Annotated in this window: 36 protein-coding genes and 1 pseudogene; 12 read left to right on the top strand and 25 right to left on the bottom strand. The window is 40.2% G+C overall.

Going from position 1 to position 26,916, the window contains the following annotated elements:
* Positions 1-14 precede the first annotated feature (14 nt).
* From QUD05_RS02375 to QUD05_RS02320, 12 genes are all read right to left on the bottom strand, one after another.
* Entirely contained in the window at positions 15-473 is a 459-nt protein-coding gene (locus QUD05_RS02375) for a RusA family crossover junction endodeoxyribonuclease (RefSeq protein ID WP_229484593.1), read from the bottom strand.
* Positions 463-2,664, bottom strand: a complete 2,202-nt coding sequence (locus tag QUD05_RS02370) for a DNA translocase FtsK (protein WP_289794596.1) — start codon at positions 2,662-2,664, stop codon at positions 463-465. Before QUD05_RS02370 ends, QUD05_RS02375 begins: the two co-directional genes overlap by 11 nt.
* On the bottom strand, positions 2,645-3,472 hold the full coding sequence (locus QUD05_RS02365) for a glycoside hydrolase family 24 protein (protein ID WP_289794737.1): 828 nt from the start codon (positions 3,470-3,472) through the stop codon (positions 2,645-2,647). The genes QUD05_RS02370 and QUD05_RS02365 overlap by 20 nt, the downstream gene beginning before the upstream one ends.
* A gap of 26 nt (positions 3,473-3,498) precedes the next feature.
* A complete protein-coding gene (locus QUD05_RS02360) occupies positions 3,499-4,149 on the bottom strand; it encodes a M23 family metallopeptidase (RefSeq protein ID WP_289794595.1) in 651 nt (216 codons plus the stop codon).
* Between the two features lie 4 nt (positions 4,150-4,153).
* Positions 4,154-4,495, bottom strand: coding sequence for a hypothetical protein (locus tag QUD05_RS02355; protein ID WP_289794594.1), 342 nt, complete (start codon positions 4,493-4,495; stop codon positions 4,154-4,156).
* On the bottom strand, positions 4,495-4,986 hold the full coding sequence (locus tag QUD05_RS02350; protein WP_289794593.1) for a hypothetical protein: 492 nt from the start codon (positions 4,984-4,986) through the stop codon (positions 4,495-4,497). Before QUD05_RS02350 ends, QUD05_RS02355 begins: the two co-directional genes overlap by 1 nt.
* 22 nt (positions 4,987-5,008) lie before the next feature.
* Positions 5,009-5,578 carry a hypothetical protein gene (locus QUD05_RS02345; RefSeq protein WP_289794592.1) on the bottom strand — a complete coding sequence of 190 codons (570 nt, stop codon included), beginning with the start codon at positions 5,576-5,578 and terminating at the stop codon, positions 5,009-5,011.
* 4 nt (positions 5,579-5,582) lie between these two features.
* Positions 5,583-6,425 carry a phage terminase large subunit family protein gene (locus QUD05_RS02340; protein ID WP_289794591.1) on the bottom strand — a complete coding sequence of 281 codons (843 nt, stop codon included), beginning with the start codon at positions 6,423-6,425 and terminating at the stop codon, positions 5,583-5,585.
* Between the two features lie 10 nt (positions 6,426-6,435).
* Entirely contained in the window at positions 6,436-6,654 is a 219-nt protein-coding gene (locus QUD05_RS02335) for a hypothetical protein (RefSeq protein WP_011316696.1), read from the bottom strand.
* 61 nt (positions 6,655-6,715) lie between these two features.
* Positions 6,716-6,976, bottom strand: a complete 261-nt coding sequence (locus QUD05_RS02330) for a hypothetical protein (RefSeq protein WP_039744742.1) — start codon at positions 6,974-6,976, stop codon at positions 6,716-6,718.
* Between the two features lie 8 nt (positions 6,977-6,984).
* Positions 6,985-7,536, bottom strand: a complete 552-nt coding sequence (locus QUD05_RS02325) for a hypothetical protein (RefSeq protein WP_289794736.1) — start codon at positions 7,534-7,536, stop codon at positions 6,985-6,987.
* 22 nt (positions 7,537-7,558) lie between these two features.
* Positions 7,559-7,957, bottom strand: a complete 399-nt coding sequence (locus tag QUD05_RS02320; protein ID WP_029631351.1) for a hypothetical protein — start codon at positions 7,955-7,957, stop codon at positions 7,559-7,561.
* A 434-nt stretch (positions 7,958-8,391) separates the two neighbouring features.
* Here QUD05_RS02320 and QUD05_RS02315 point away from each other — a divergent pair.
* Positions 8,392-8,502, top strand: a pseudogene (locus QUD05_RS02315) (ISKra4 family transposase); the annotation flags it as partial.
* Positions 8,503-8,541: 39 nt separating this feature from the next.
* On the opposite strand, the gene QUD05_RS02310 reads toward QUD05_RS02315, so the two are convergent.
* Together QUD05_RS02310 and QUD05_RS02305 are read right to left on the bottom strand one after the other, a co-directional pair.
* A complete protein-coding gene (locus QUD05_RS02310; protein ID WP_289794590.1) occupies positions 8,542-9,129 on the bottom strand; it encodes an HNH endonuclease family protein in 588 nt (195 codons plus the stop codon).
* A 5-nt stretch (positions 9,130-9,134) separates the two neighbouring features.
* Entirely contained in the window at positions 9,135-10,379 is a 1,245-nt protein-coding gene (locus QUD05_RS02305) for an AAA family ATPase (RefSeq protein ID WP_289794589.1), read from the bottom strand.
* A gap of 85 nt (positions 10,380-10,464) precedes the next feature.
* On the opposite strand from QUD05_RS02305, the gene QUD05_RS02300 reads away from it, so the two are divergent.
* The 3 genes from QUD05_RS02300 to QUD05_RS02290 all read left to right on the top strand — a co-directional run bounded on the left by QUD05_RS02300 (position 10,465) and on the right by QUD05_RS02290 (position 12,180).
* On the top strand, positions 10,465-11,265 hold the full coding sequence (locus tag QUD05_RS02300) for a peroxiredoxin-like family protein (RefSeq protein ID WP_289794588.1): 801 nt from the start codon (positions 10,465-10,467) through the stop codon (positions 11,263-11,265).
* A 229-nt stretch (positions 11,266-11,494) separates the two neighbouring features.
* Positions 11,495-11,830: a DUF5674 family protein gene (locus QUD05_RS02295; protein ID WP_289794363.1), complete on the top strand. Its 336-nt coding sequence runs from the start codon at positions 11,495-11,497 to the stop codon at positions 11,828-11,830.
* A complete protein-coding gene (locus tag QUD05_RS02290; RefSeq protein WP_229500699.1) occupies positions 11,830-12,180 on the top strand; it encodes a hypothetical protein in 351 nt (116 codons plus the stop codon). The genes QUD05_RS02295 and QUD05_RS02290 overlap by 1 nt, the downstream gene beginning before the upstream one ends.
* Before the next feature lie 199 nt (positions 12,181-12,379).
* On the opposite strand, the gene QUD05_RS02285 is transcribed toward QUD05_RS02290, so the two are convergent.
* From QUD05_RS02285 to QUD05_RS02260, 6 genes are all read right to left on the bottom strand, one after another.
* On the bottom strand, positions 12,380-13,312 hold the full coding sequence (locus tag QUD05_RS02285) for a GIY-YIG nuclease family protein (protein WP_289794587.1): 933 nt from the start codon (positions 13,310-13,312) through the stop codon (positions 12,380-12,382).
* A 178-nt stretch (positions 13,313-13,490) separates the two neighbouring features.
* Positions 13,491-13,694: a hypothetical protein gene (locus QUD05_RS02280; protein WP_289794586.1), complete on the bottom strand. Its 204-nt coding sequence runs from the start codon at positions 13,692-13,694 to the stop codon at positions 13,491-13,493.
* 184 nt (positions 13,695-13,878) lie between these two features.
* On the bottom strand, positions 13,879-14,364 hold the full coding sequence (locus tag QUD05_RS02275; RefSeq protein WP_289794585.1) for a hypothetical protein: 486 nt from the start codon (positions 14,362-14,364) through the stop codon (positions 13,879-13,881).
* Positions 14,365-14,572: 208 nt separating this feature from the next.
* Positions 14,573-15,214: a hypothetical protein gene (locus QUD05_RS02270; RefSeq protein WP_289794584.1), complete on the bottom strand. Its 642-nt coding sequence runs from the start codon at positions 15,212-15,214 to the stop codon at positions 14,573-14,575.
* A 169-nt stretch (positions 15,215-15,383) separates the two neighbouring features.
* Entirely contained in the window at positions 15,384-15,668 is a 285-nt protein-coding gene (locus QUD05_RS02265; protein WP_502911373.1) for a hypothetical protein, read from the bottom strand.
* A gap of 383 nt (positions 15,669-16,051) precedes the next feature.
* Positions 16,052-16,663: a hypothetical protein gene (locus QUD05_RS02260; RefSeq protein ID WP_289794583.1), complete on the bottom strand. Its 612-nt coding sequence runs from the start codon at positions 16,661-16,663 to the stop codon at positions 16,052-16,054.
* On the opposite strand from QUD05_RS02260, the gene QUD05_RS02255 reads away from it, so the two are divergent.
* Positions 16,649-17,245 carry a hypothetical protein gene (locus QUD05_RS02255; RefSeq protein ID WP_289794582.1) on the top strand — a complete coding sequence of 199 codons (597 nt, stop codon included), beginning with the start codon at positions 16,649-16,651 and terminating at the stop codon, positions 17,243-17,245. The genes QUD05_RS02260 and QUD05_RS02255 overlap by 15 nt on opposite strands.
* Before the next feature lie 217 nt (positions 17,246-17,462).
* Here QUD05_RS02255 and QUD05_RS02250 read toward each other — a convergent pair whose 3' ends face one another.
* The 3 genes from QUD05_RS02250 to QUD05_RS02240 are packed head-to-tail and all read right to left on the bottom strand — an operon-like array spanning position 17,463 to position 20,088.
* Positions 17,463-18,314, bottom strand: coding sequence for a hypothetical protein (locus tag QUD05_RS02250; RefSeq protein ID WP_289794581.1), 852 nt, complete (start codon positions 18,312-18,314; stop codon positions 17,463-17,465).
* Between the two features lie 14 nt (positions 18,315-18,328).
* Entirely contained in the window at positions 18,329-19,123 is a 795-nt protein-coding gene (locus QUD05_RS02245; RefSeq protein WP_289794580.1) for a hypothetical protein, read from the bottom strand.
* Between the two features lie 20 nt (positions 19,124-19,143).
* Positions 19,144-20,088, bottom strand: coding sequence for a glycolate oxidase subunit GlcE family protein (locus QUD05_RS02240; protein ID WP_289794579.1), 945 nt, complete (start codon positions 20,086-20,088; stop codon positions 19,144-19,146).
* A gap of 305 nt (positions 20,089-20,393) precedes the next feature.
* Between QUD05_RS02240 and QUD05_RS02235 the strand changes: the two genes are divergently transcribed.
* From QUD05_RS02235 to QUD05_RS33905, 6 genes are all read left to right on the top strand, one after another.
* Complete coding sequence (locus QUD05_RS02235; protein WP_289794578.1) at positions 20,394-20,984, top strand: hypothetical protein; 591 nt, start codon at positions 20,394-20,396, stop codon at positions 20,982-20,984.
* Between the two features lie 73 nt (positions 20,985-21,057).
* The gene (locus tag QUD05_RS02230) at positions 21,058-22,287 is read left to right on the top strand and encodes an Alr2735 family protein (protein WP_289794577.1); all 1,230 of its coding nucleotides are present in this window, start codon (positions 21,058-21,060) and stop codon (positions 22,285-22,287) included.
* Positions 22,288-22,335: 48 nt separating this feature from the next.
* Entirely contained in the window at positions 22,336-23,595 is a 1,260-nt protein-coding gene (locus QUD05_RS02225; RefSeq protein ID WP_289794576.1) for a DNA cytosine methyltransferase, read from the top strand.
* Between the two features lie 17 nt (positions 23,596-23,612).
* Positions 23,613-23,963 (top strand): Alr2735 family protein, encoded by a 351-nt coding sequence (locus tag QUD05_RS02220; RefSeq protein WP_289794575.1) that lies wholly within the window; start codon positions 23,613-23,615, stop codon positions 23,961-23,963.
* Between the two features lie 55 nt (positions 23,964-24,018).
* Complete coding sequence (locus QUD05_RS02215) at positions 24,019-24,351, top strand: GIY-YIG nuclease family protein (protein WP_289794574.1); 333 nt, start codon at positions 24,019-24,021, stop codon at positions 24,349-24,351.
* Entirely contained in the window at positions 24,320-24,529 is a 210-nt protein-coding gene (locus QUD05_RS33905) for a DUF3155 domain-containing protein (RefSeq protein WP_354666108.1), read from the top strand. Before QUD05_RS02215 ends, QUD05_RS33905 begins: the two co-directional genes overlap by 32 nt.
* A gap of 306 nt (positions 24,530-24,835) precedes the next feature.
* On the opposite strand, the gene QUD05_RS02210 is transcribed toward QUD05_RS33905, so the two are convergent.
* Complete coding sequence (locus tag QUD05_RS02210) at positions 24,836-25,210, bottom strand: hypothetical protein (RefSeq protein ID WP_086834092.1); 375 nt, start codon at positions 25,208-25,210, stop codon at positions 24,836-24,838.
* The gene (locus QUD05_RS02205; protein WP_289794573.1) at positions 25,207-26,310 is read right to left on the bottom strand and encodes an XRE family transcriptional regulator; all 1,104 of its coding nucleotides are present in this window, start codon (positions 26,308-26,310) and stop codon (positions 25,207-25,209) included. Before QUD05_RS02205 ends, QUD05_RS02210 begins: the two co-directional genes overlap by 4 nt.
* A gap of 76 nt (positions 26,311-26,386) precedes the next feature.
* Here QUD05_RS02205 and QUD05_RS02200 point away from each other — a divergent pair, with 76 nt between their 5' ends.
* Positions 26,387-26,686 carry an HNH endonuclease signature motif containing protein gene (locus QUD05_RS02200; RefSeq protein WP_265277335.1) on the top strand — a complete coding sequence of 100 codons (300 nt, stop codon included), beginning with the start codon at positions 26,387-26,389 and terminating at the stop codon, positions 26,684-26,686.
* Positions 26,687-26,916 lie beyond the last annotated feature (230 nt).

Below are 26,916 nucleotides of genomic sequence, written 5' to 3'. Positions count from 1 at the left end.
AATATATCTATAAGTTAAATTGACACTAAATATGTGATTTTTTGGCTATGCTTTTCTAAGCTGTTTCGGGAAAATTGGTTAGATACAATAAAATTATCTAACAGAAAGTCAGGTGATTGTGAAAGTCTCAACAGCACACCATCATCACCACTACTACGATGATAATAATGAACTACAGGTGATTGGATAACTGTCAAGTTATCGTTACGGATTGCTTGTCCTGTAACCAGACCATCCATGATAAATTTGGCGGCAGCAGCTACGTTATCGCTATCTCGTCCAAAATTTTTGAGATACCAATGAAATTCAATCCAAACTGCACCATCTAAACAAAATTCACATTCTCGAACAAATTCACCAATTAAGTTTGTCCAGTACTTCTTAAGTCCAGCGCTGGCTTGCCAACCTGACCGTGCCTGGTTAATAATCTCGTTCATACTAGGAGGTAAAGGCATCGTTAATTCAAATATCATCTTCTTCACCCCCTTTCAAGCTATTTAAAAAATCCTCAACAACATTTCTAAATTTCTTGTACGATCTACCATCTTGACGGGATAAATTGAATACCGCTTTGACAATTTCATCAAGTTGATAGCCTTTTTGATGCAAATTCAAAATTGAGTTTCTTGCTTCCTCATCAAGCTGTACCTTAAAGTTAAAACTGCCCTCAAAATCGGTCTTGGACTGTTTAGTTTTAGTAACAGCAGTAGCTTTAGATTTACCTATGTCCTTACTATTGCTCTCACCATACAAACTAGCGACAAATTCATCAAAGTCTAACCCAGATTTCCATGCAGTATAGGGGTCGTTTTGATTTTTAGCTTCTAGGAGTAATTGCTGGAAGTATTCAGGGTCTTCATCGTCAGCTACATAAAACGCCTGGAGTCGCACCACCTCAGTCGTTTTGTACAAGAAATCTCCGTATCCCAGTAAATAAACTGCACGTTTGTCTTTATCGTCCCCAAGGATAATACAACTGTCTTCAGGGCGAGTCGTAACAAAGGCTGTCTTGGCTGGAAAGTTTGAGCGAATCAACGGATCAATCACGTTTTTATCAGGTCGCTGGGTGTACAAAAGTACGTGAATCCCTGCACCACCCGCTTTTGCAAGCAACTTCATCAGCGCAGTCTCAATGCGATCGCAGTAGTTATCATCAGAAAGTAAATCAAAACACTCGTCAATCAGACAAATGACTCGCGGCATGACAAAATCAGGTGCAAACCGTGAGTTGTACTGTGTGATCGTTTCAATACTGCTGTGGCACTCAAATTCTTGGTAGCGCAATTCCATTTCTTCTACCAAGTAATCAAGCAAGTTAGCGGTAGACTCTGCATCACGCGCAACTGGGGCAACAAGATGGGGTAGCCCATCAAATTTACCAAAGGTCACGCGTTTGACATCCGAAAGTGCCAACCGAACAACAGAAGGTGCATATCGTCTCACCAAATACAAAATTGCTGCTTTCTCAAACTGCGACTTACCACCCCGCGTCCGCCCACCACCCAGGATATGAGTCACGTTGTCGCTATAAAGCGGAATTTCCACATAGGTGCCATCAACATCAACGCCACCGGGGATAGACACCGAATGAATGTCAGGTTCGCCGTCAAAAGTAAAATAATCACGGAAATAAGCAAATTGTCTGTCTAATCGGGGTATGTCAAATACAACTCCTCCAGGCACTACACTCACCATTGGTGCAACTTTTAAGTTTAACTCTTCACCAAGCTGCTGCACTAAGTCATTGCCAATATCTTCTACTTTTTTATAACTTACACCTCGTCCCAGTTTTACCTTAATGCGGTTGAATGTTGGTCCCGTTTTAGCATCAACATATTTGGCATTAATACTAAATTCTTCGAGAGTATCGACTAATAGTTTCCCTGCCTGTACCATAGTTAAAATCTGTGAAGCAACAATCTCATTTGCACCAGTATTTCTATCTAAAGATTTAGGCTCTTTTAAAATCACTGAGCCATCTTCTGTCAGCTTTAAATCTAATGGTTTACCCGTGGCACGCGCAACAAGCACTGCCGTTCGGCAGCAATAGTTTTTAATGAATTTATCTCTAGATTTATTAGCTAAATCAGTAAAATAACTAGTTTGTTTATTGCTTAAAAATAAATTATAAAGATTCTCTTGAACTACTTCATATCCAATCTGCTTAAGATAAATATTTTTGATTGATTCAATGTATTCAAATAAAGATTCAATAGGTGATATATTAACTATCTCAATTATCTGATGATATACGTTATTTTGCTCCCACTGCGATGGCATCCGATTGAGATGAATATATTCAAGTGCATAACGTGCAAACTCGTACTGGTTTAAAGTACAGTGTTCTGCACATATTGATAATATTTCTTCATCATTTGTACCTGCAATTACTGATTCGTATATTACCTGAAATAAAAATTCTAAATTAAATTCTCTAAGCGGACGTGATAATTTTGCTCTAAAATCAATTTGTTGTAGAACAGTTTCAGTATAAGAAACCATTGAGGAAGGTAAAGCTTCTCGTACATTCTCCATAATCTCTTCATTGCTTAAACCATCTTGCTTTGCTTGCATAATTGCAGCCAAAACTTGTTGTTTTTGAGATTCTATCTTATCGTTGTGGGGTACTAACATTAGTAAATATTCACCTCCTAGAAATTTCATTTCTTTGTAATTGCTGCTGATAATAAATTCTCAACTGCGCTAAAGATTTTGGATTTTGATTATACGAGTTACAAATAAGACTGGCCCATACCCTACCTACTTTACATATCGCAGTATCAAACCTTCCTGCTTCAACATCACTTAAGGCATTATTACGACGAATATATTCAATTGCCATCTTGTCCTGAGAAGCTGGACTAAAATCCTTTAAGTTTAACTTTGGCTGAAGGTCATACCAACTTTTATCCAACATTTGATAAGCACCAGCCGCAGTTGAACAAACATTTTTACCATTAATAGGAGCGCACTGTTTCTTTAACGGGTGTGTAGAAAAATTATTAAAAGTTCCATTAAATACTAACTTGCGATAACTTTCTGTGTCACTAGTTCCTGTTTCTGCCCAACGAATTGTCGCTAAAAAAGCACTCAAACGTGGTGAATAAGGATGTGGTGAGTAAGAACCTGTACTAACTCTTCCTGTTAAACTATTTGACGACCCTGAAGAAACACCAGTACTTTGAGAAATTGAGAAATAAATACCCAAAGTAATTAAGGAAGCAGTTGACAGATGAATGGGTTTAAAACGGGATATAAATTGATGGCGAGGACTCAAAATAAACCCAACCAAACCACCAACAATAAACCCAAATTTCCAACTATCAAGTGCCTTACCAAAGCTACGTACCTGACAAATAGTATCCGCACCCTTTGATACCAATCCACATGGCAGTGAAGCTACTCCATAAGAAAATGCAACAGAGCAGGCTGCACCAACTACACCTGATATAAAAATCGGTACAATTTGCATTTCTTTTGCCAATAGCTAAATAATCTTTAACGGTTAGCTAAATATTCGTGTAAATAAGGACGGGGGTTCTGCGCTACACCATAAGAGCGAATTTCAAAATGCAAATGCGGCCCCGTCGAAAAGCCCGTACTACCTACTGCCGCAATCATCTGTCCACGCACAACTTGTTGTCCCTGCTGTACATACAGCTGACTGGCATGACCGTACAGAGTAGATAAACTTCCCTGATGCTGAATAACAGCCGCTTTGCCATAACCACCCTTGTCGCCTGCAAAAACCACTCGACCAGCATCAATCGCATAAATTGGCGTACCCTTGGCTGCACCAAAATCAATCCCCGCGTGAAACTTGCGATCGCCTGTAATTGGGTGTATCCGCCAACCAAACTCTGAGGTAATAGGAGTACCAGCAGCAGTTGGAAAGACAATTCGACGATTATTTAAAACCTGATTACTACGAATAGTTTTTGGTAGTATTAGACCTTGGAGAGATTTAACTAACAGTTGAGATTCAATCCATCCAGAAACCTGGGGAATGACCATAGCTGCAATTAAAACTGAGGTTGCGATCGCATATCTCCAATTTGCACTCGAACTAGTATCGACCGTCTCATTCAAACTAGTTACAGTCGAATTACTAACCTCCTTGTCACCGTCAGTTTCAAAGATTATTCGCATTCCCTCAACGCCTTTTCGCATTAGCAGGAGAAACCTGCCAACAACCAATCTTTACAGTACTCAATACTTCCTCAAAATCATTCCTAGCCACACGGCAATCAGGAGAATTTAGGCCATCCCCAGATGTTGCAGGTTCCCTTAGTTGAGGAGAATAGCGTTTAGGAACAGGAGTAGAAGATATATTCACGCCAGGTGCAGCAGTGCGTACAACAGCCGACGATGAAAACTGAAGCTTTTGTACCAATGCCACAGCATTACGCCAGTTATAAAACTGCAAATATCCCGGTTGTAAAATATCTGCAATCCATACCAGCAGTACGAACCAAAAAATTGCCTTTACCCACATTAATCCAACTGCTTAACCACAGGCAGGGCAAAAGAGGGAACTTCCTTGGGTACAACTTCAATCTTCTTCCCAGACGCATACCCCGGCCCGGTGTAACTGCCATTTAGGAAAAAATTCAACAGCATTATTAACAACCACACTCCCACACCAGCTACACCCACAGGAGATTTAATTACATCTGATAAAAAATATACTGGATACCAGCCAAATCTCCAGGGATTTTGCGGATGGAGCCGATGTGCTTTCCAAATCTCAATGTAGGGAATCTCTATCTGAGGAACCCTCGGCTTATAGGCAGTAGGTGCATTGATATATCTAACTTCTACTGGCTGAGTCTCATAAGTAGTCATGGGAGAAACGTTAGGTTGCTGATTTACTATTCCTCCTTGTTGCTGTACCTGCTGCAACATATTTTGCAAGCGGTTTACAGGCACAATTGCTCCACCTTCAGAATAATCAACATCAAAGTTGCGGCGCTGATTTCTGCTCATAATATGACCTCAAATTAAGTAACTAGCTGGCGGGTTTATCATTTACCTGGGAGTTAGTATCTTCCCAAAAATCTTCATCCTGAAGTTGGGCATAAAACTCTTCTGGAGATAACATTCTAGGTTGATTTTGCACTCCATCTTCAACAAATTGGCTACTATGTACTCGCCCTAAGCCAGAAACACTAGAACGAGGAGAAAATTGAACTACATTCTTGGCAGAGAATTCGCTATTTAATCTCATCCCAGAAGAAGGTGATACTGGGGGCATTAAAGAAGGCTGAATATCAGTATCAGAAGCACCAACATGAAGTTGTCGATTGCCAGGATTAGCCAAGTTATCAGACAGTTCATCTCTTTCTTCAATTGCATTGTTATAGTCAGAAATTCCCCAGCCCAAAAAACAAGCAAATCCAGCCAGAAATATAACTGCACTTATCCAATGCACTCCTGAATTGGGAGATGGCATCATCTCGACGGTCGTGCGAGTTGAACCTTCAAGGGTAGTACGAATAGGGGTACGTTTGACTGCCGCTACAACATTGAGCGAACACAAAGCTATGCAAATTATCGCAGCAGCAAACTTGGCATACATAACATCACCCCCCTGATTTATTAACAGGCTGTTTATTAGGAACTGGCTGAGGTAATTGCTTCTTCATTTGTTGGATATACATCCGCCTTTGCTCCTCCCGTTGGTGTATTCTCTCGCGGATGTCTGCCACCTGTGCCATCTGCTCTACTGGATCTAAATACCCCCGCGCTCGTAACAGCTGTGCCTGTGCAAGAGAATATGGTTCTTGAGCATTCTTAATCTGAATTAGCATTTGATTCAGATCAACCGATGGTTGAGATTCTAAGTTTTGGGCGTAATCAATTGCCTCTAATTTACCCAAAATCAAAACAGCAGCCGCCCCAGTTGGTATCTTCTCCTCAACTTTCGTACCATCGGTTTTGCGGTACCCCCAGTAAAAAGTATTATTTCCAGAAGCCGCTTCTAGTAAAACATCCAGCGAGTTGAATTTAACTATCTCCAGTGCAGGCATATAGTGAAGGCGGTAAAACCCAGATTTATCATTAGCCTGCATCCTGGATATTTCACTCCGTAATTGCTGTCCCCACAATGCTGCCGCCAACTGTCGCCAGCCTGTAAGAGTAGGCGCACCTTCTACTGAGGAGTAACTGGAAAGATGGTCTATATTGTAGTCAGTACGGGAAAGCTTTTCTAAGTACACTTCCCGAATTTGGGAAACTTGCGCTTTTACCTGTTGTACCTCCGATATTTGATTACCTGGAACCTGTTGCTTCCATCCAACCATCAATGCAACCGCCCCTATAACAGACAGCGCACTAACAGTTGAACAAACCGTCCACAGGGTAACATTTACCTTTTTCTTTCTGCGACTTGGCTGTTTATTTCGCACAGGTGTAGGAGTAAACATCGTCCACCCCTTACGTATTATCAACAACCAACTGCAATTGAGGGCGCTTGTTTAACTCTCGCGCGATCGCAATTCCCGCACCACCGACAACTATTCCAGTAAGTAGCAACAGAGGATGCAAGGCAAGGGTCGCCCCCACTCCCAATAATTGTCCCACCATCCCAGAAACACCCAGGTTCATCAATAAACCGCCTGCTGTGTTAACCAAAAAGTCAAATGCTGCACTCATAACTGCTCCCTGGCAATAATGCGACTAAAATCAGTAATTCCCTTGATGAGAGAAAAGTTGATTAGGTTTTTTGTTCGTCCCTGGTAAACCAAATTATTACTAGTGCCAGAATCAAGCCAACTAATTCGCCTATACCCACACCAATCAAAATTGGCTGAATACTCGGAATTTCTTGTCTCTCTTGAGTTGGGGGGACTGCTACCCACGTCCCAATAACAGTACCAGCTACTACCGAAAGTAAATTTATACCAACTGCCTGGGTAGATGTCTTTCTCAAGTTGAGTAAACTCTCATCCCGTATTTGATAGCAGATGGGTAGCATTTGAGCTACTATTTCTTCGGAGATTGCCCGGTTTTCGGCTGCGAGGACTTCAACTGTCTCGGCTGCTGTGTCGATGTACCGACCAACAGTGGATGAGTCTCTTCCCCCCAGTTCACTTTGCCGAAAAAATCGTTATTAATGCGCGAGTTAATTCGCTCTTGCGCTTCATCGTAACCAGGCGGAACGGAAGTATCACCTTCAGCAGGCGAACTGCTCCCATGAAAAACAAATTCTTCTAGAGCAAGTGTCGAAGATTCAAGCACCACCTTATGGCGTAATTCCCCTAACTGAATACCCCTATCTGCATCTCGGTAAAGTATTCCTACAAAGCTGTCGGGCGAAGCTTGTTCTGGGTCTATGCCAAATCGCTGTTTGATATACTCGCGTTTGTCGAACTTATGTTCGCCTACTTCTGATTTGCGATCGCGCATTGCAATCAAGTGCTGGGCAGCTTCTTCAAGGGACATACCTTCACCAGAGGCTGTCTCTTTAAGTTGAACTAATTGCTGTTCAATTGTTTCATCAAGCGTATCATTTGGCTGCAAAGCTAAATCTAACAACCGACAGCAGGTACGTACTACATCAGGCGACACCTGCAAAGTCTCTGCCACTTTGTTGATATGCTTCATTTCGCTCAATTCTCCTAATTACTGCTTGCACAATTGGGTTATTTTTTTCTTCATCAGATATATGCTTAGTCAAAAAGTCATAAAGGCTTACGTCATTGACTTTTTGTAAATAAGCATCTAAGCCACCAGCAGGAATTACCTGCTGTAAGTATTCTTCACAAGTCAACCGCCGAATTTTGATAGCAACGTAGAAAACATCCGCAATCTCGACTGTTGTTGCATCAAAATATCCTCCCCGCTTTCGGGGTTTGACTATACCAGCATAGGGATACCACCGTTGTAAAGCGGCAATGGAAATCCCGTATCTTTCGGCAAGTGTTTTCTGGGTGTAGATAACGTTCTCACATATCATCAAACTCTATTCCAACTGAAAGACTTCATCAATTGAAAGCGAATTAAACTAGCACCTTGCAAAACTGTTTGTAGATTAAAAAATAATTTACAAATCATGTCAGTTTAGTACAGGTATAGCTCAACTCAAATAAAACTCAATTTCAGTTCATGTCCTAATAAACTGCACAATAGCCAAGTTACATACTGCCTATTGATAATGCAAGCACGTTTGTATATATGAGTAAAAAAATAGAAAAATAACTCTTTTGGTAAGAAACTGCTCTAACAGAAATATATAACGTGATGTGCTACTTAATAGTCTGTGACAAGTTCATTGAACTTTTACCCATTTATCTTGCCGTATCGTGTTATGAAAAGGGAGCATCCACTTTTGGAAGATATACAAAATCTGGGAGAATATAAGAACAGATAAAATAGTGTGCATACCTAACTATGAGCCAGGATAAACAGGAACGGATCAAAGCCTGCTTAAAAGAATTGGCAATACTGTTGTATGAAGAAGTAAACAAAAGTAAGCTGACAGACCTTGAAGGCATAGAAAAAATGAAAATACTTGACTTCACAATCTGATGACTGCAAAGCTTATTCTTCTTGAGAAATAGCCTGCTGCTGTTTCTTTACCGCGCGCGCTATCAGAGGAGCTTTTTTTTCTAATCCTTGTAGAGTCAAATCCCCATCCAAATAAAGTTGATACCATTGTTGACGCTGGCGCAAGACTCTTTCATCATCCCGTAACCGCAACCGTTCCAAAGTAAATTCTGCCTTTTGACGTTGTTGCGGAGGAACTTTATCTGTTAGTACTAATTGTAGAGAAGGAAGCAAAATTTCAAACCAATCTTCTCCCAAATCAAAAGGGTCAAGTACCTGGTCATCAAGTGTACCTTTACTACTATTAATCCAAGCAGAAGCAAAGCGTAAATTGCTCCATTCGTAAGCTAAATTGCGATAATTTTCACGGCTGCGATAATGGTCTACTGTACCAACTGGTTCATACATAACGCTATAGCCACACAGATTATTAAATCCATCAGCTAAATCACTTTTGAAAGGCGACCAATAATCTCTGGTTCCTTTTTTAGGGTTTGGATTTTTTGCCAACCAAGCATTTCCTGTTTGTCGCACTTTTTTATCAAAATCAGGTGGTTCTGGAGGAGGATTAAATGGCATCATCTGTGTTATACCCCTGATAATCCAGAATTTCTTTTCTCCGTTGTAACTATCCAACGGGGCCAAAATGGGTCATGTCCTGGTAAAACTCTTTGAAGTTCCTGATGAATTTGTGTTGGTATTCTCAGATTTTCTGGAAACGTATTCATATCATCATCACGCATCCAAGCCTCTGCTGCTTCAATTGCGATTTCTGCTTCTTTGGAACGGGCTTGTTTGAGTCCAAAAATGTCTGAGGTTAACCATCCAACTATGTCCCCTTGTTTTGACCAAGGTACTTCGTCAAGGCTAACCTCTCTATCTTGTAATTTAAATAAAAATAGTTGATCTTCTTGCTCATTAAAATTTGGTTCTAATGAAGCAAGAACAAGTGGAGAATGAGTAGTTACTAAAGCCTGCATCTTCATCCTGGGTTGTAATTCTGTCACCACAGACAAAATAGCTGGTAAAATCACCCTCTGCCAACGAGGATGTAAATGAGATTCAATTTCATCAACTAGTAAAACTATCTGATTTACTGGCTTTTGTTGTCGCAATTCCGAAGCTTTTTTATGTTCGTACCAAGTCCACACTAGTAAATAAGCTAGTCCCAGAATACGCTTCATTCCGGCTGATGTTTGAGTAACAGGAACATTCCCGTAAGGTAGGTTAACTGTAGGAATATCGCGCACGTCTTCAATAGAAACTCGCGTTGTTTCTCCCACTTCTATCCATTCGGAAGGGTGAGGTGCAAGTTTTTTAATGACATTAGAAAAGAGTTCAAATGGATATTTATTCGGTTGATTCTGCCATGTAACCCAATCTTGAATTAGACCATTACAAATAACTTTATCTTTTGACTTTAATCCATTCCAAAGTGTATTTGGATTAAAATTATAAGCAATATCGCGTTGGCGAGCTGGGTCAAAAACAGAAAAACTACCATCAACCCGCACATAAATAACTACCTCTTTTAATAAAGGAGGCATTTGTAAATTACGCCATTGCTGTTCAGAAAAATCAAAGTGGCTCTGATATTCTCTTATATTTTTTTTATTGCTAACTACGGCTGTAATTTGCGGATTTTCACCTCTGACTCGCTGTGGGTACGCTGGTTGCTCTGCCCAATTTGTAGTCATCACCCACCATGCAATATCAAGTAAAAAACTTTTACCTAAACCATTATCACCTGTAAATATATTGAGCCTATCGGCAAATGCGACATCAAAATGGGCAGCTGGACCAACTTGTTGGAGGTGAAGTTCTTTTAACATTTGGCTCTCATACACAAATTTATATTGATCAACTTACTTCTTATAAATTAAAATTGGATAGCTCAATAGCAGCTAATCATTTTTAATGAATCCCTACAAGATCCTTAATCAGACTGAACTTCAGTGTGTTAGTGATGGCATTACCCGACCCTTACTAGAAAATTGCGAGACTGCCTCACATATCCTGATTTTAGTCTGGCCACAACTTGGGGATTTTGATAGCCTTGAATATGCATGGTGGTTACAGCGCAAAGCTAAAAAATTGCCTCCTGAAAAACTCGCTATTCGTGCAGTGGGAATTGGCTCACGCACCTCTGGAACAAGATTCTGTCAATATACAGGATTTCCACCCGAAAATTTATTTGTTGAACCCAATGCAGAACTACATCACCAACTTAAACTTTATTCAGGTCTGAATCTGACTCTACCTGGACTTTCTGTGTCTCATCAAGCTTGGCTAAATCTAATGTTAATGTGTGCAGGGTTTGGAAGTCCAGGAACGCTAAGAGAAGTTTTTCGGGGATACAGGGGAGATCGTCAAGCGCCTCAACTCATTGAAGATGATGAAATTATTCAAGGTACTCCTCTACCTGCTTTTAAAGGCTCGTTTTTCCGATTAGCTGGCCCAAATGGTTTTCAACGTCCCTTTGAATTAGCAACTCTACGGCTACGTAATATGGTGGAAGTTCTGAGCAATTGGTACACTTATGTACCAAATTCTGCCTACTTAACTCAGCGTGGTGGAACTTTTTTGTTTGATAGCAAAGGCCAGTTACTTTACTCTCATCGAGATCCAGGAATTCTGGGCTTTGCTGCTAATATGAGTCAGCCTCTATCATTTTTATCCTTTATCGAAGCAAATAGCTTTACGATGGGTGATGCGTAAAGCCCCCGAATGCGCTTTGCTAAATTTGGGGGATATAAGCGAAAGATAAAAACGCCCACAAAGTTACTACAAAGTACTTTAGTAACTTAAGTCGATTTCAAGAGTGTATTCTCCATGTCTTGCCACAACACCACAGATAAAATTACTCAGTTGGGGATGTTCAATTGTTTAGCGTGATTCACTAATCTATGGAATGATCTTGTTAATTGCCGCTTGGGACTAAATTCAATTGATTTTAATAATCCGTGAGCCTGCTAGTCGTGAAGAAATAGACGAAATGGTGAAAACTTGGGATGTATTCATTAAAATAGCAGTAGACATCGAACGCAAAATTCTTGCAGGTGGTGGCGTTCGCCATTACGAATGCGAACAAGAGTTACTCAAAGACGGTAGCAGACAACGAGATATTTGGGGTGTGGATTGGTCTCCTTTGACTCAAGAAATCGTGTTTGAGTCAATCATCAACATTCGCCCAAGCCAGAATAACCGTAGTATGATAATACAGTCTAACCAAATTCGAGAACAAGTTAGCCAAATTACCAAGCAATTGCTAGGAGGATTGTAATGCCTAACTGGAGTGCAATTGAAGCGAGTTTTTTACGTCAACCCCACGCGCAACAATTAGGAGAATTGGCAGCTAGTTTGGCACGCCTTAACTCTTGGTCACAAAAGAGTGCAATTCGTGAATTAGTTCCAATATTGTTGTCAGAAAGTTTGTTGTACGTGTCTTTAATACAACAAAAAAGTGAAATAAATAATGTTGAATTAAATCAACTCCAAGACTTATTACAAAACTGGATTAATGTTTGGGACAAATCAATGGAAATTACAGATATTGCATCTGTTGCGTCTACTTGGTCACAGCGAGTATTGGAGATGTCGGGTTTGCTAGCTTCTGAATCTATGAGTGCATAGTCTCAAGTAATGCACTTGACCACTTGACCACTGCGATCAGCTACGCTGGGCGGTTACGCCATCGCTCCTCGGTAAATACTGCTGTATCAAGAGTCGGCATTCGCCTTATCATCAGTGGTAGAGTATTTAGAGATATAGCAATAAAATAATTATTTTTATTTGGTAATTAATTAGATTTTGCTACGAGATTATGAGAATACTACACAGCAATTTGCTCCCAGCTAGAATTCTCCTCAAGAATATTTTTTTCATCTTGAGATAGTATTTTAGGTTGCATTTGCTGTAGGTCACGCAGTACCATTTCGGTATCCTCAGCATTAAATTTATAGTACTCAGTTAAACTCCCTATGGGATGATTAAAGCTTTGATAACGGTGTTTGAAATATAATTCAATATTTCCCCTGTGTTCCCAAGTTCCTAATACTTTAATAGCAGCACTCGAATAATGAGCAAGCAAATTAATTTTTACTTCTGCTACTCGCTTGAGAACGGGTCTAGTGGTTACTCCTATTTTGTAGATAATTTCAATATTAGTTTCAATCTCTAAAAAATACAGACTAGAAGATAGAATACGTTGAAGTTGAGCGCGATACAGCTTCAAATCAGTAAATCGATATGCTAAATCTGGAGCATTTTTGTATTCGGCGTGTTTAAAAGCTAGCTCAAGTTTCAGCAGTTTTTTAAGTAATAGTGGCTCCTGTACATCATTGAACCGCGCAAACTCTAGCGCTCCAACGGGAATTTTACCTAAATCACTAAATTCATACTCAGGTGGGGTTAAGTATAGGTTTTTTCTTAACACTCCTGCTTTGAGTAAACCAGAAGTAATTAAGTAGGAACTAATAGGGTAATTTTTGGCTCCGTACTCCTGCCAAAGCAGCTTTAACTGTGCCAAATCTTTGCCAGATAATTGAACGTTGAAATTGTCATAGAGTGGCAGAGTAGGGAATTCTCGGTTAGCTATGGGGCGGCAGGTTTCTTCATTATGAGCAAAATGATGCTCCTTCACCTTGCCTTTTTTAGCAGTTAGACTGCTATTACAGTAAGGACACTTAAGTGAAGTCTTGCCCCTGTTGATATCTTCAATACATATCAAGATACCTTCTTCATTTACACCATATTTTAGCCACATTGCCACACCATTACTGAATAGTTAAAGTTGCTCTTACTAGTGTGCTTTAACTTTTCCAATATGTCTCTATTTTCTGGATTAATATAATGTTGATTTTAATAATTAATGCACCAATTAAAAGCCCCTGCAAGGTTGGAGAGGTAAAGTAGTTTTTCAAAGTCTGTACTGAAACTATGCTTTATTCAAAGTTGCCAATACCCATCATGTAATAAGCAATAATAGCAGTACCAAAGGGTTGCAGGGAATTGATATTTATGGGATTACTGGGTAAAGTAATTGATGTTTCACTTTTGTTATAAGTAGCTGTTTGATTGTTAGCGATTCTAGGTAGTAAAATAGAACCAACAAGATTTGCAAAATTGAGCGGGTTAGCGAGTTTCATAGGTGATTCTGTGTTGGTTATTGAATATATATATTTAACTGAAATAATCTAACAACTTATGCATCACAGTTAATCATTTGTAGGTGCGATCGCTCTTTTTTCGTCTCTACGAGACGCTACTCGCGTTCGCTTCAATGAAGAGCGATATAGCTGGCGCTTACCACAATTCCTGTTATTCAATTTTTTATTCCTGAACCACCAACTCTTGCAGCAAGGTATCATTTATCCTTTGTGCCTCTTTCCCAGTACTTTCCTTGATGTCAAAAGCCTGCTGCACCACAGCTTGAACTGACTCTGGCAATGATTCAAATTTTTCCGAATTGAGTATAACGATGCGGCAACCTAGGTAAGGCATAAAATCAGTAAAGGGTTCCATCCCCGATGTAATCAGAGTTTTGCTAAGTTCCGCGATGGGATGATGAGGCTTTTGGTTGTCCTCACTGCGGTTTATTTCTGATGCCATGTAACCGCAAAACCAACTCAAAGTGTCAATATCTTTCTGCAATGCTGCCAAAATACCCGTTACTACTCGTTGGTTGAGGTTGACAGGTAGATAATCAAAGATGCTGTCTAAGGCTTCTGGGTGTCGCTTGTGGCAATAACGCACCGCAGATTCAATAAGTTTATCGATTTTAGTAGGTTGAGATTGCCCAAATCCCTTTGCACACATGGCACTGCCTCAAAATTTACGTGCTGGAAGACGCGATTTTAACAGAATTAGTGGGGCGATGAGCAGGAGCCGGGAGTACATTTATTATCGTTGATTACTTAAGCAAACCGCACCTAAGTGCGTAGGCGTAGCCCGCCGTAGGCATCGCTTCTAGACGCAATCATTGTCTAGCAAAAGCCAAGTCACTTCAACGATATCATCAAAGCTGTCAATCTCCTGAACAGTCTTCTTCATCTATCCAATCTTCATCCCAGAGAAGTTCATTGTAAACCTTAGTAGCTTGAGATATTTTTAGGTTGTGAGCTGCTGTCACACAATTTCTTGGTTGCCAGCCAATGAGGGCATATCTCCCATGTAAATGTCTGACAGCATTCTTGCAGTCATTAATTACTGGAATATCTTCTTTGATGTATTTCCGCAATTGGACTCCTAAACGAATTGCCTCCATTTCATAATTTTGAAAGTAGGGTTCTTCAACATCAGGTGTAGAAATCAGCAATGCTCTCACCCAGGCATGATTTTTATAGATAGCCTTCGCTACAACTAAATTGACTTGTTTTGGTGTCCAGTTGCTCCTTTGTAAAAATTTATCTATTGCTGATTCATCATCTAAATCTATATCTACGTTAGATTCTGAAAGTATTTCCGAGATATCTGTATTTTCTAGAAACAGTTCGTACCATTCTTGAAATGTTTCGGGACTAAATAGTTTTCTCGCTTCTTCAAATGAAATTTTCTCCCATCCAGCATCTGTAACTATTTCGTTACCAGTCTTTGCAATGAACAGATTTTCTTCTTCTACCATCCAAGGGAAGGATGTATTGTAATGTTTTCTCTTTCGTTTACCCATTGAGCCATTGCAATGTCTATCGCCTTGCCGCCTAAACGTCTACGCACTCAACTTTAATGCTATCGTTGATTATTTGGTAGGCTTCTTTACCAAAGAGCAACTCCTGTTTGTGACAGTACGTACACTACAAGAGTAACGTATTATTTTTTGCCTATGTTTATCAGGAGTATCACCCACAAAAATCATCCACCCGGATATCCCGCCAAATGTCAGAAATCTGCCAGCCAGAGTTGCCAACAGACTGTACTGGAGGATTGTCAAAGAATGGAATATAGTCAGGAACTCTAGCCACTGGAATTGCTGCTGGTTGCTCATCAACCACAGGGGCTGAAGAATTGACGGTATCAGCTTGAAGATTTTGGTCTTCAGCGTGTTGGATTTCCATCATTTTCTTCAGAGTCAGCTTGTCGGATTTTTTGATGATCTTCATGTCTATTCTATTAAAAGTTTTCATTCACTGCTCCCCAAAGGCATTGGCTGAAAATCTGGATGACAGCAAAGTTGTGAGAAATTGGGTGTTAATAATTGCACGAAATAAACAAGATACAGCAAATCTATGGAAAATACGAGTCCCTTGCTGAGGAATTTATCTTTTTCGATACAAATTTCTTTTTCGTGCAGATGCCACAATATTTTACACAGATGTTTTGGGCACTCTTTAGCTTCATAGGAACCATTGATTCCCAAAATCAAACTGGAAAGGATTTTTTGCAGACAGGGAATTTTGATAACAAGCGTAGGTGATGATGATCCCAACCCACAGTCTTTTTAACTTTGACTTGATTTTAGTTCCATCTAAGGTATCTGGCTCAAAGTGGCTTTGTTACTGAGATAAAATTATTCAAGTTTATTTAAATTCAAAAATTTAATTACTCCTGGTATATCTAGCAAATAATTGCTAACCATCTCTAGAGAATACACTTCTGGCAACGCCCTCTGAAACTTACTTAGACGATATTCTGGTAATTGCGAAAGGATGAAGCGCTGGGTAGCTGGAGCTTCCCAAAAGGTAGGAGTACTCATCTGAGCGATCGCTAAACTTAAAGTTGCATAACCAACACTATCGCCTTCAATTTTTAACTTGAAGTTGTCAGAGATAATCTTCCAATCATGGTGAAATTGCAGACCGTATTTAAGGGTGTGATTAACTTGTCCACCTGCGAAAGTCCACCACAGCGCCCGATCTGTTTCTAATTGGATGCTTGATTGAACTTCTGTCTGAATCATGTGTTTGATCAGTATTTCAAATTCTGAGTGGGTTATGCCTGAAAAATCAGGAACTACTGAGAGTTGCCCCCAGCAGCGTTCTGGGCTAATGCCACCAAATTGGAGAGTAAGTGCTAGTAGCTGATGTACAAGTACGGCCCATGCGCGTGTCTGATTCGGTATAGATTCGACCCAGCCTTTCTTCGCTAGTTCAATGATGGCGATCGCTTGCAAAACGGCCATGCTCAGGAGCGTTCTTTATTTGATGAGGTACTACCAACTGTTGAAGAAGATGATGTTTGGATTGCAGATCGTAATTTTTGCACACTCAAGTTCTTATTCGGTGTTGCCGCTCACAAAGGCTACTTTATTATTCGACAGCATCAAAGTATGCCTTGGCAAGCAACTGATGATTTCTGGTTAGTAGGTCAAAGCGATAGTGGTACTGTATTTGAGCAAAACATCGTCTTGAGTGCCGATGATGGTCAACTGTTAAAAGCACGACGAATTAAGGTCTGTTTGAAGCAGCCTAATCGTGACGGGGACAGAGAAATTTTAATTCTGACAAATCTGCCGTCTGAGGTTGCAAATGCAATGTTGATAGCGATTCCCCCTGAAAAATGGTGTGTTTTTCAGAACATCACCTTCATAGAATTATCGCAACTTCTCAAACATCTGGCAGGCCATGTCAAGCTGAGGGCTTTTCGTCGTCATCCGCGAGGTCTTAAAAAACCTCAACCAAAGCGGACTTATCTCAAGAATCGACCTCATGTCTCAACTTTTAAGATTCTAAACCAGAAAAAACTGGAAAATAACACACCTTGAAAGGGCTAGTCCTAATTTTGTTAACTGCAAGTAGAATTATTTACAAAAATTTTGCAGATATATTTAAATCCTCTGCTATCTAAAAGATATAGCTTCTGGTGATGGAGTGCTGATTTGAAAATCTGAATCGTAAGGCGGGAATTTATGCGAGCCTCTCAAAGGGAGGAGCTTCGTCGCTAACGCAGATTCGTTGATTAACTCGATTCAAATGAGTATTCTATCGTTGAAAAAATAACAACATTCCATGTGGGTTATCTAAAAATACATCTTTATTACTATTGTGATTTTGCGATTCATCCCCTTGCAAATCTTGACTTGAAAGTGAGTACACATCAGTTGCAACAAGCTGATATCCTTGAGTATTGAAATAACCAACTAGTTTATCAGGCATGACATGAGATGCGCCGTAACTTGGTAACAAATTATGTTCAATTTTATCCTGGTCTAAAATATTTAATTGCACAACACCTGTACGACAAAATATATCAAAATCAATCGACTCGATTAAGCCACTTGTAGTAATTTCTATTGAATTTAATTCCATCGCTAGTTGCTCTATACTCGCAAAATTCCGCGACCACGGGTTGCCCATTAAAAATAGCCTTATCGATATTGCTTCTGGCTGCACCTTCACGATATCAAGTAATGTTGTTGTAACCGTATGTGGTTGTAAGTAATCTAATACTCCATGAACCGAAACTAGCCGCAGGCTATTTGGAGCGTAAAGTTTTGTCAATTCTAGTTCTGCTAGATTGCGATCGCAAAAATAATTTAACTGTAGGTTTGGGTATTGGCTGCGTAAAGCTAAAAACTTTTCTGGCGGCTCAGTAGCAATGTCGTAACAGTCGATTGTCGGAAGTTGGTAGCGCGTCAAGTCAACTCCCTCAAAACCAAAAAAAACTTCACGTTCGGCAAAACCTGCACCCAAGATAGCTGCACTATCACCGTTACCTGAAAGAATCGCTTCCCAAGTCAGGGGATAAACATTGGGGGTAAGCTCCAAAAGTCTAGCTCGACTAATCTCTAGAATATTGCCACTGCCCTTGTTTTCTAGGAATCTTACTGCCATAAAACCTCGCTATATTATGAAACAACCTTGGGACGACTGATTAGGGTGATATCTTTACCTTCGCCCAAACGGTACACTTCTGTGCGATCGCCAACATCAATTTCAAAAAACCGATAGCTTGTAGTAAACCGCGCCCACGGTGCCAAAGGATTAATTTTTGGGAGATTGGTTGTTGCTTGGTAAGTAATTTCAAACCCCGCTCCCCCATCTTGCTTGAACATCTGCAAAAAACATTCGTAGTCTCTAGCGTGCCAAAAATCAGTCGTTCGGCGACGCACCACATCTTGTGAGTCAGAACTCATCGCCCGTGCTGCTGATGCGGACACGATTAATTGCAAATTGTCAGACATTCGCGTTAAAGCAAGTTTCTTGTCTGGGTTTGAAAATATTTCATCAACAATTGGTATAAGCTCAGGGTGCAAACAAGTTTCGGCAATGTAAAACCCTGAATACTTGCTGATATCATTCTCAAATTCCCGATCAACTAGTCTTTCTGAATCACAACTAACCGACTTTCGTAAGCTCGCAAAAATCAAGTCTTCGTATAACTTCTGCTGCGATGCTGGCGTTGCTGCAATAATTTTGAATGCAGACCCACGCATCCCCTGAATTCCTATCAAAGCACAGGTACAATCGAGGGATGCCGCCCACATTGCTAGAAATTTTCGATAGTTGGTATAAAGCATTAATGCTTCCTGGTAGTCAGGAGCTTTAATTTTGAGTAGATGCTTTACTGGGTTGGGTTTAATTTCCCATCCAGGCTTGCATAGTAAAGCCCATAACGCAGAAGAATCTTCAATGGCATCCATGCATTTATGCCCCAAGCTTATTAATGACAATTATTGGTCTGTCCGTTTTTGTCAAACCTCATGCGGGATATCAAATCCTTAAGATGCGCTGGATCTACACCAAACCTATGAGCAATGTCATACTCCTCATCTTCAGTTGGCGGTGCATTTAGTGTAAGTAAATGCTCCAAAAAAGGTTGCGACCCCCCTAAAGGCAAACCATCATCCGTAAAAGGTAACCTATGTTCGTGCATTGACTGCTCAAATACCGCAGGGCGGGTATTTTGTAGCCACGCTACAACCTCACCAGGTTTTGGCGGCTCTATCCCCAGTCGATCGCATTCTTCTAATAACTCGTTTGATAATTGCGATTCTACTGCGGAGACGCTGTGCGAACGCACCACCAAATCCTGCAACCACTCTTGTAGCTTTCCTGTCTCTGGCAGTTGCCAACCCAGCGTCTGGCAAGCAGCTACAAACTCTTGTCCAATAACAGCTTCCCTATGCAAATTTTTCAGAAATGCAGCATACTCGTCTTCCGATAAGACATTAAGCTGCTGCTGAAAAAACTTTTGAATTTCTCGACTTAAGCGAAATATACGTGATGCCTGAAAATCATTGTCTTTCTTGATACCCTCAATATCACCCAAGCCAAGGGAGAGATTATCTACAAACCAAACCCCTACCTGGCCCACTTCTGGTACTGATAAACCCAAGGATTCACACGCAAATATCAGTTCTATGCCCAAAGAGGTATAACCAGAAAACATCTGCTCCAAACTACCCGGTTGAGGAACCGACTTACCACTTTTTTGAGCTAGGTCAACTAAATCTAAACCCAAATCAACTAAACGCCTTAAAGCTTTCGCCAAAGTGCCACCCAATATCGGCAGTAAATCATCTACCTTTTGCCGCACACCGGGCGCAAGGGTAAAAGATACTCGGTCAGTATCCCCTCCAGAAAAGCGTTCGCGCTGATTTGACACACGTTTTTTGAACTTGGTTTATCGAGGTTTCTCTTCAGTTTATAGAAACAACAGGGGTTTTAGTTACAAACCTTAAGTTTTATATCAAAACCTATATCGCTAGAACAAATAAACACCTCACCATCAATAAACCTTGTAATTTTAGTGATGCACTAAATCTAATTAGTACATCACTAAATGTTAAATAATATTAATTTAATGCATCACTAACTCGGCAAATCGGTAAACTTTACCTAAAAAGCACAAAAGAAGGGCTTGAGATAAATCGAGCTAACTCGGTAAAAATCGTGCAAGAGCTAATAAAGATGCCAAAGAACTACAAAATACTAGAAGTACTACCAAAACAAGGACTAAAACCCAGACAATTTCTACGCCACTGTTTTGATATCGCTGAACTCACTCCCAGAGAACTGCTCGAAGAAGAAACCGACTCACAATACCGCAAAAAATGTATCACTGTACTATGTGCAGTCTTAGGTGTACAAAGACCAACAGTTCGCAAGTGGGGAAGTGATCTCAACTTTGATGGGATACCCAACTACTCCAAAGTTTCACTTGCTTACATTCACGCTGCCGAAATCGTGCCAAAGCAGCTAAAGAGCATCTTGAGAGGAGAATACAACGCACCGGAAGTAAATGCTCAAACATTTCTAGAAAAAATACTCCTTCAAGGGTTAACTGAACAACAAGTACTACAAACTGTCTCTCACGCCAATTTTCGCGCAACGTGTGTCAAAACTCTCACGCAAGTATTACATATTGGCACCAAGTCAGTCCAAGATTGGGGTCAGGATATGTCGTTTCACAAAATGCCCAAAATTCATAAACACACCTTGGGCTACGCCTTGGCTGCTATCTCCAAATCATCATCAAAAAACTTGCAGAAAGCAGCTTGACTTATTTAACTAGTCGAATTAGCAAACTTGGTCTTAAAGATAAGACCGCGCATATTAGTGCATGAACAACATCATGACTACAACAACTTTTGCAAATAATTCATACATCGAGCAGCATCAGGTAGACTCCAATCCTACCACCCACATAGAGCAAAGTACCCTAGAGTACCTCCATATGGCTTTCTTACTCTACGAGTACAAGCAGACTTACACCAAAAAAGAATATCGCGCACTGTTAGAAGAGTACGGTTGGGATAAGGGCAGTGGTGAGGAAAGGCGATCGCTCCGAATTGCCGAGAATTTTCAAGCATTTATCAGTTGCCCGGAACACTTGGCGGTTTTACCAATATCGCTACTACTTCGGTTATGTTCTGTGAACTACAAAATCCTAATTGATGAATTGAAAGATATTTCTATTGGTGGATTGACTTGTGGATTAGTGTTAAAACTGATTGAGAAAAGAAGATTGTTTCTCAAAGCCATGAATCAAGAAAGAAAAGATGGCAACTGGCGAGCAACACCAGATGGAAATAGATACTATACCTTCGGCAAAATTATGGAGGATGACCACCAAACAGGAGTGTTTACCGAGAAGTTAATAGAGGAATTGGGATTGTCACCGCAGCGAATTGTCAGAAAGGCGATCGCTGATTTATATGAAAAGCATCAAGCTGAGATAGCCAAGAATGAAATCGGCTCTTTTGAAGAACTAATCCCTTGTGAACAACTCACTGACACCATAGAAGAATTGATTGCTGTCAACGATGAAAATATCGTCAACCCAACAAACCTTGAGGTAATGCAGCGAGAACTTGAAACCTTGTGGCAAAGGGATACAGAAGAATATGACTGCGAAGAATACCTGGAAGAACCTGAAGAGTCAAACATTGACTTTGAAGAAGATGAGATTCAGGCAGTAGAAAGTACATTGGCTGGGATGTTCGGTACAAATGAAGTCCCAGCAACTGATGCAGAAGTCCTCGCAGACATATTGCGGAAAGCTTCAGATTATTCCTCAGTGCGCTGGGGGCTATGGCAATATCAACAAGCTAAAGAAGAAGCTTGGAAGATCCTCTCGGATTCGGAAAGGAAATTTGTATGGCAGATGCTTCCAGAAGCAATCAAAAAGCTTAGTAATGCCAAGCGTGAAGGGTTGATTGTCAACTTTTATGAGATGGAGTCAGGAGGAGTATATAAAGTCTTTACTACAGATTACCCACTAATAGAAGAAACAGTTAGTAATAGTCGGTTAGACAGATGGCTGGCAGATTTGAAAGTCAGGCATAACTCCGATTGTAATTGACATGTGTTAAAAGCCAAGTGCAAAAAATTAACATTAATTAGAATCTCAATGAACTCAACAGCAGCAAACAAAAAAATAGCTGTTAGCCTATTCTCCGGGGTGGGTGGATTTGACTTGGGATTTAAAGCAGCAGGATTTGAAATCGCGATCGCTATTGATAACAATCCCATCGCCTTAGCAACATACCAACATAATTTCCCGCATGCCACAGTCTTGTGCAAAAACATTCGGGAAGTGACAGGGGAAGAAATACGCGCCCATATTCAGGCGAAGTACATCAATTGGGACGGGGAAATTCATGCCGTTTTTGGTGGCCCACCATGCCAAGGATTTAGTGTTGCCGGACTGCAAAATGTTGAGGATGAGAGAAACTCGTTGGTAGGGGAGTTTGTTCGGCTAGTGTTGGAACTCAATCCTCTAGCTGCAATCATGGAGAATGTGCCGGGGATTGAAAATCAGAAGTTTGGCTGCATTACTGCTAACCTCCAAGCAGTGCTAGAAGAACATTATTTCCTTAGCAAATGGAACCTGAACGCTTCAGATTACGGGGTTCCGCAAGCTAGAAAAAGGGTGTTTTTTGTTGCATCTAAGTTTGGAGAAATTATACCGCCAAAGCATCAACCTCAACATACAGTTAGAGATGCGATCGCGGACTTGTTGCCAGTCCCCCTACTCCCCAAGCAAAACACTCAAGAATGGCATCCAGATTGGGTGAAGGGAGAATATGCTAAGTATCTTGAAAAAATATTCCCAAATCTTGGTATAGTAACTAACATTAGAACGGGATTCACAGCGACAACACATACACCAGAAGTAATTCAGCAATTCATCAACACTCCCCCAGGTGCGAGAGAAGCTAAATCTAAATCAAAAAAGCTGCAATGGGATGGATTCTGCGTGACGTTAAGAGCGGGGAGTGGCAACCGCACCGCATTACGTCCCCTTCATCCAGAACAGCCACGAGTTATCTCAGTTAGAGAAGCTGCTCGCTTACACAGTTATCCTGATTGGTTTAATTTTAGTGAGGCAATACTCCACGCCCAAAGAGAAATCGGAAATTCGGTACCCCCATTGCTTGCATATGCTGTGGGAATGCAAGTTAGAGAACATCTAGAATGTAATACCAGTTATCAGATTAATTGCCAAAATTGGCAAAACTGCCTATTTTTACCAATTTCTTGCAATTTTAAGAATATATCGGTTTTTGTCAATGAAATGCTGTCTTTAAGCGGGTTAAGTAAAATCAGCAAAGAGCGATCGCCTCCACGTCTGGCTAAAAGAAAGCAAAANTTTGTTACTTGTCTGTAGGTCTGACGAGATAATAAATGATTATTTTAACCGCGAATTGTGTGCGTCACTCTGGGCAAGAAGACCACCAAACAAGGGTACTCAGACAGGAATTAATTGATGGATATGGGCTACTTCCCCAACAAATTCTCCGTGAAGCGATCGCAGATTATCACGCCAAAATCAAATCCCAAGAAAAAGAGCAGTCCCAGGAAGTATTAGCTCTAACAACAGCCAGAGAAGCAGGTTTAATTATTGACTACTATGAGTTGGAAAATGGCTGGCTTCAAGTATTTATTGCAGGTGAAGATAAGCCTGTAAGCATTAGTAAATCAAATGTAATTAGTTGGGTACAAGAACAAGAAAAACTCAACTGCGTAACTACGTAAACCACCACAATCAGCTAACGCCTCAGGTTTCAAAATAATCCTAAAAAAAGCATAAATGGAATTGTCAGGAAAAATACCCTCAATTCCTTGCTGCTACATGATTGAGCTATCTCGTCCACTTGGAAATGAGAAACATCAAGCTCGTTATTACTTAGGTTCATGCGCGAACCTCAAGAAAAGATTTCAGCAGCATCTACAAGTATCTGGAGCAGCATTTACTCGTGCTGCGATAAAACGCGGCATCGAATTCAAAATTGTCCACGTGTGGAAGACTTCAAGTAAACAAGAAGCCCGTCAGCTTGAAATTCAACTCAAACGATATAAAAACCACGCACAATTATTAAGGAGAGTGCAAAATGTCAAAACGAATTCCACAAAAACTAGGTAGATACAATTTAAGACGCAGATTACGCGGAAAAGTTTTGCTATCAAAGGTTACAAGCTTGATTTGCTATCAACATAACCATCAAGAAAAAACCTGCACAACTGCAAGGAAATTCATTCGCAATAACAATATTCAACCACCATGTGTTATCACAGTACTCAAGATATCGGGTAGTGAATAAAAATTTTTCTTGTAAAACAATGGATTGTTTAGCTATAAATATGCCATTGAAAATCACAAATTATTCTCACCGGAAATAGCGTCAGTTGCTAGTTAAATCAGCTATCACTTAAATCTACTATAGCCTGCCATATCTGGCAGGCTAAAAACTGTTGTAATCTTTATTAAAGATGCAAAGACTGGAGGTGTACCTAGAATTGTTACTGAATGAATAATTACAAATACCCAGTAACACTAAACTAAAACTGGAATTTTATAGGTCAAAATGCCAATTACAGTCATGTTATATTATCCTATTGATATTTAACTAACGAGTTAATTGTTTAATTAACCATGATATTTGTTGATTACTAATTTTTTCTTGCTGACATTTGATCTGTAATGGCTTTTCATCAGTAACCAAGATTCTCTCGAAGGTTTTGGCGTAGTGGAGGTTTAGAGCATCTTGAACGCTGAGTGTGCCGTCACGATATTTTCGAGCAGCATTAAACCAAGTAGATTCAGTTTGAATAGTTTGAAATCCAAAGTTATTGATTATTTTTATAAAATCGGTATAATTTGGATGCTGAAACTCCGAAATCACTACATCAAGAACTTCAACAGAAGTTAGTTGGATAAATGCTGAGTGGCGATAAGCTTGTTGTAACTCAATCAGAGCAATAGTATCTAATAGAACAATCACATTGTATCCTCCTCACCTTGTTTTAACCATTCAGAGAGTTTTTCCCGTACAGTTAAAACATGTTCTCCTAAAATTTCGGCAGATCGAGATACAGTAAGTTTCTTTTCTATTAATGCCGTATAAACCAAGCGTTCCAAACGATTCAGCCTTTCTGGTAATGGTAGTTTCTCTGGCTCATCTTCTGGACCATATTTCTTGTTGAGTACGCCTAACTGTTGACCCTTTTGCTGCTTTGTAATTAATTCAGCTTGTTCTGCTCGATACAATATTGTGCGAAGACTGATGCCGTAACGTCGCTTGATATCTTTTAAGAGCGGTTCAGGAAGCCAGCGATTACGGTAGGCATGAAGCTCTCGTAAGACAGCACCTCTAGGCATCAGTACTGCACCTGCTAAATGATTAGCAGCTTTTTCTCGTGGTTCAGTTGGACGAGAACGGGTTTGGGGTACTTTGTATTCACGACGATGAAAAATTAAGTGTGCCACTTCATGAAGGGCAGTAAAAAATTTTCTTTCTGTGGGATGATCTTCATTGACAAAAATTACCGCACCCCAAGCCTCAGTATAGGCGGAGAAACCAGAAACTTTTGCTGGTAGCAAGTATGGGATAACTTTAAGACCTTTTGATTCTAATAAAGCTAATACGTCACCAATAGGTGTTAATTCTCCTACTCCTAACCAGTCTCTTACCTCTGTTGCTAACTCTTCTACAAGTATTTCGTCATAACCTTCTAGGGGACGGAGTGCAGGTATTGCAGGAACCTCTCCTAGCAACGCTTCTACTTCAGCATAGTCAACAGCTTTTTGGGTTAAATGGTCTCGCACATAGGGGGTAAGCGCAGATGGTTCATCAGATCGGAAAAGCAAGTTAACTTCTAGTTGCCCAATCCCCTTTAGAGAGTCTGTTGGTTGATCAAGTAGAAGTTCTAGCGATACTCCTAAGACTCTAGCAATTTTAGAAATTTGTAGCAGTGATGGTTCGCGTTCGCCTCGTTCCCATGCTGCGATTGTTTGCCGAGTTACGCCTATCTGTTCTCCCAGTTGTTCCTGGGAAAATCCTGTTTGCTCTCTATAAATACGAATTGAGTTAACATTTTCCATTTGCAATTTGACGATTTATGATGTTTAAATGTTATATTGTGTTAGACTGAGTTAAATTTTTGACAAATAAACAGTTATGGCCATTACTACAAATACTGTTGAGATTGTCTGGTGCCAAGCTATGGTTGTGCCTCATTACGACCCTCGTGTTTGGCGTAAAGACCAATGCGGTGCTTGGATTAATAGATACGAATATGGCAATAGAAACTCCCCTTATGGCTGGGAAGTAGACCATATAACACCTGTTGCTTTGGGTGGTAGTGATGTATTATCAAATCTCCGTCCCCTTCAATGGAAGAATAACGCTAGTAGGCAAGCGGTTCGACTCGTCTGCTCGGTAATATCTGTAGGAAATCTTAATATGGTTACTTACTAGTAGACTGTTATGTTTCTGGATTACATGACAAATAGCGACAGATAGTTGGCGGAAAACAAAGTATTTTTGTTATTTATTTTTAACATTTATCAGGTGCAAATGTCGAAAAAAAGGAATTAATATGTAGTTTCTTAGTCAGAAATGAGTTGCGAAGGTAGCAGGAGAATGCCTAATTAGCAACAACTGATAGTCAGCAATAATTATGCTGTCACAGGATAACGAGTATTGAT

Source organism: Nostoc sp. GT001, assembly GCF_030382115.1.
Classification (GTDB): Bacteria; Cyanobacteriota; Cyanobacteriia; order Cyanobacteriales; family Nostocaceae; genus Nostoc.
Note: the sequence above shows the minus strand (reverse complement) of the source record. Positions and strands in the feature narration are given on the sequence as shown.

Bases quoted from the DNA above. Each gene is read 5' to 3' on its own strand.
- QUD05_RS02365 (WP_289794737.1), bottom strand. From the start codon at position 3,472: ATGCAAATTGTACCGATTTTTATATCAGGTGTAGTTGGTGCAGCCTGC.
- QUD05_RS02250 (WP_289794581.1), bottom strand. From the start codon at position 18,314: ATGGCAGTAAGATTCCTAGAAAACAAGGGCAGTGGCAATATTCTAGAG.
- QUD05_RS02375 (WP_229484593.1), bottom strand. From the start codon at position 473: ATGATATTTGAATTAACGATGCCTTTACCTCCTAGTATGAACGAGATT.
- QUD05_RS02265 (WP_502911373.1), bottom strand. From the start codon at position 15,668: ATGAAAACTTTTAATAGAATAGACATGAAGATCATCAAAAAATCCGAC.
- QUD05_RS02275 (WP_289794585.1), bottom strand. From the start codon at position 14,364: ATGTGTGCAAAGGGATTTGGGCAATCTCAACCTACTAAAATCGATAAA.
- QUD05_RS02235 (WP_289794578.1), top strand. From the start codon at position 20,394: ATGCCAAAGAACTACAAAATACTAGAAGTACTACCAAAACAAGGACTA.
- QUD05_RS02360 (WP_289794595.1), bottom strand. From the start codon at position 4,149: ATGCGAATAATCTTTGAAACTGACGGTGACAAGGAGGTTAGTAATTCG.
- QUD05_RS02355 (WP_289794594.1), bottom strand. From the start codon at position 4,495: ATGTGGGTAAAGGCAATTTTTTGGTTCGTACTGCTGGTATGGATTGCA.
- QUD05_RS02230 (WP_289794577.1), top strand. From the start codon at position 21,058: ATGACTACAACAACTTTTGCAAATAATTCATACATCGAGCAGCATCAG.
- QUD05_RS02330 (WP_039744742.1), bottom strand. From the start codon at position 6,976: ATGCTACCCATCTGCTATCAAATACGGGATGAGAGTTTACTCAACTTG.
- QUD05_RS02310 (WP_289794590.1), bottom strand. From the start codon at position 9,129: ATGATGCCATTTAATCCTCCTCCAGAACCACCTGATTTTGATAAAAAA.
- QUD05_RS02280 (WP_289794586.1), bottom strand. From the start codon at position 13,694: ATGAAACTCGCTAACCCGCTCAATTTTGCAAATCTTGTTGGTTCTATT.
- QUD05_RS02345 (WP_289794592.1), bottom strand. From the start codon at position 5,578: ATGTATGCCAAGTTTGCTGCTGCGATAATTTGCATAGCTTTGTGTTCG.
- QUD05_RS02215 (WP_289794574.1), top strand. From the start codon at position 24,019: ATGGAATTGTCAGGAAAAATACCCTCAATTCCTTGCTGCTACATGATT.
- QUD05_RS02340 (WP_289794591.1), bottom strand. From the start codon at position 6,425: ATGTTTACTCCTACACCTGTGCGAAATAAACAGCCAAGTCGCAGAAAG.
- QUD05_RS02305 (WP_289794589.1), bottom strand. From the start codon at position 10,379: ATGTTAAAAGAACTTCACCTCCAACAAGTTGGTCCAGCTGCCCATTTT.
- QUD05_RS33905 (WP_354666108.1), top strand. From the start codon at position 24,320: ATGTCAAAACGAATTCCACAAAAACTAGGTAGATACAATTTAAGACGC.
- QUD05_RS02220 (WP_289794575.1), top strand. From the start codon at position 23,613: ATGATTATTTTAACCGCGAATTGTGTGCGTCACTCTGGGCAAGAAGAC.
- QUD05_RS02300 (WP_289794588.1), top strand. From the start codon at position 10,465: ATGAATCCCTACAAGATCCTTAATCAGACTGAACTTCAGTGTGTTAGT.
- QUD05_RS02205 (WP_289794573.1), bottom strand. From the start codon at position 26,310: ATGGAAAATGTTAACTCAATTCGTATTTATAGAGAGCAAACAGGATTT.
- QUD05_RS02370 (WP_289794596.1), bottom strand. From the start codon at position 2,664: ATGAAATTTCTAGGAGGTGAATATTTACTAATGTTAGTACCCCACAAC.
- QUD05_RS02290 (WP_229500699.1), top strand. From the start codon at position 11,830: ATGCCTAACTGGAGTGCAATTGAAGCGAGTTTTTTACGTCAACCCCAC.
- QUD05_RS02245 (WP_289794580.1), bottom strand. From the start codon at position 19,123: ATGGATGCCATTGAAGATTCTTCTGCGTTATGGGCTTTACTATGCAAG.
- QUD05_RS02335 (WP_011316696.1), bottom strand. From the start codon at position 6,654: ATGAGTGCAGCATTTGACTTTTTGGTTAACACAGCAGGCGGTTTATTG.
- QUD05_RS02260 (WP_289794583.1), bottom strand. From the start codon at position 16,663: ATGGCCGTTTTGCAAGCGATCGCCATCATTGAACTAGCGAAGAAAGGC.
- QUD05_RS02285 (WP_289794587.1), bottom strand. From the start codon at position 13,312: ATGTGGCTAAAATATGGTGTAAATGAAGAAGGTATCTTGATATGTATT.
- QUD05_RS02350 (WP_289794593.1), bottom strand. From the start codon at position 4,986: ATGAGCAGAAATCAGCGCCGCAACTTTGATGTTGATTATTCTGAAGGT.
- QUD05_RS02200 (WP_265277335.1), top strand. From the start codon at position 26,387: ATGGCCATTACTACAAATACTGTTGAGATTGTCTGGTGCCAAGCTATG.
- QUD05_RS02320 (WP_029631351.1), bottom strand. From the start codon at position 7,957: ATGATATGTGAGAACGTTATCTACACCCAGAAAACACTTGCCGAAAGA.
- QUD05_RS02270 (WP_289794584.1), bottom strand. From the start codon at position 15,214: ATGGGTAAACGAAAGAGAAAACATTACAATACATCCTTCCCTTGGATG.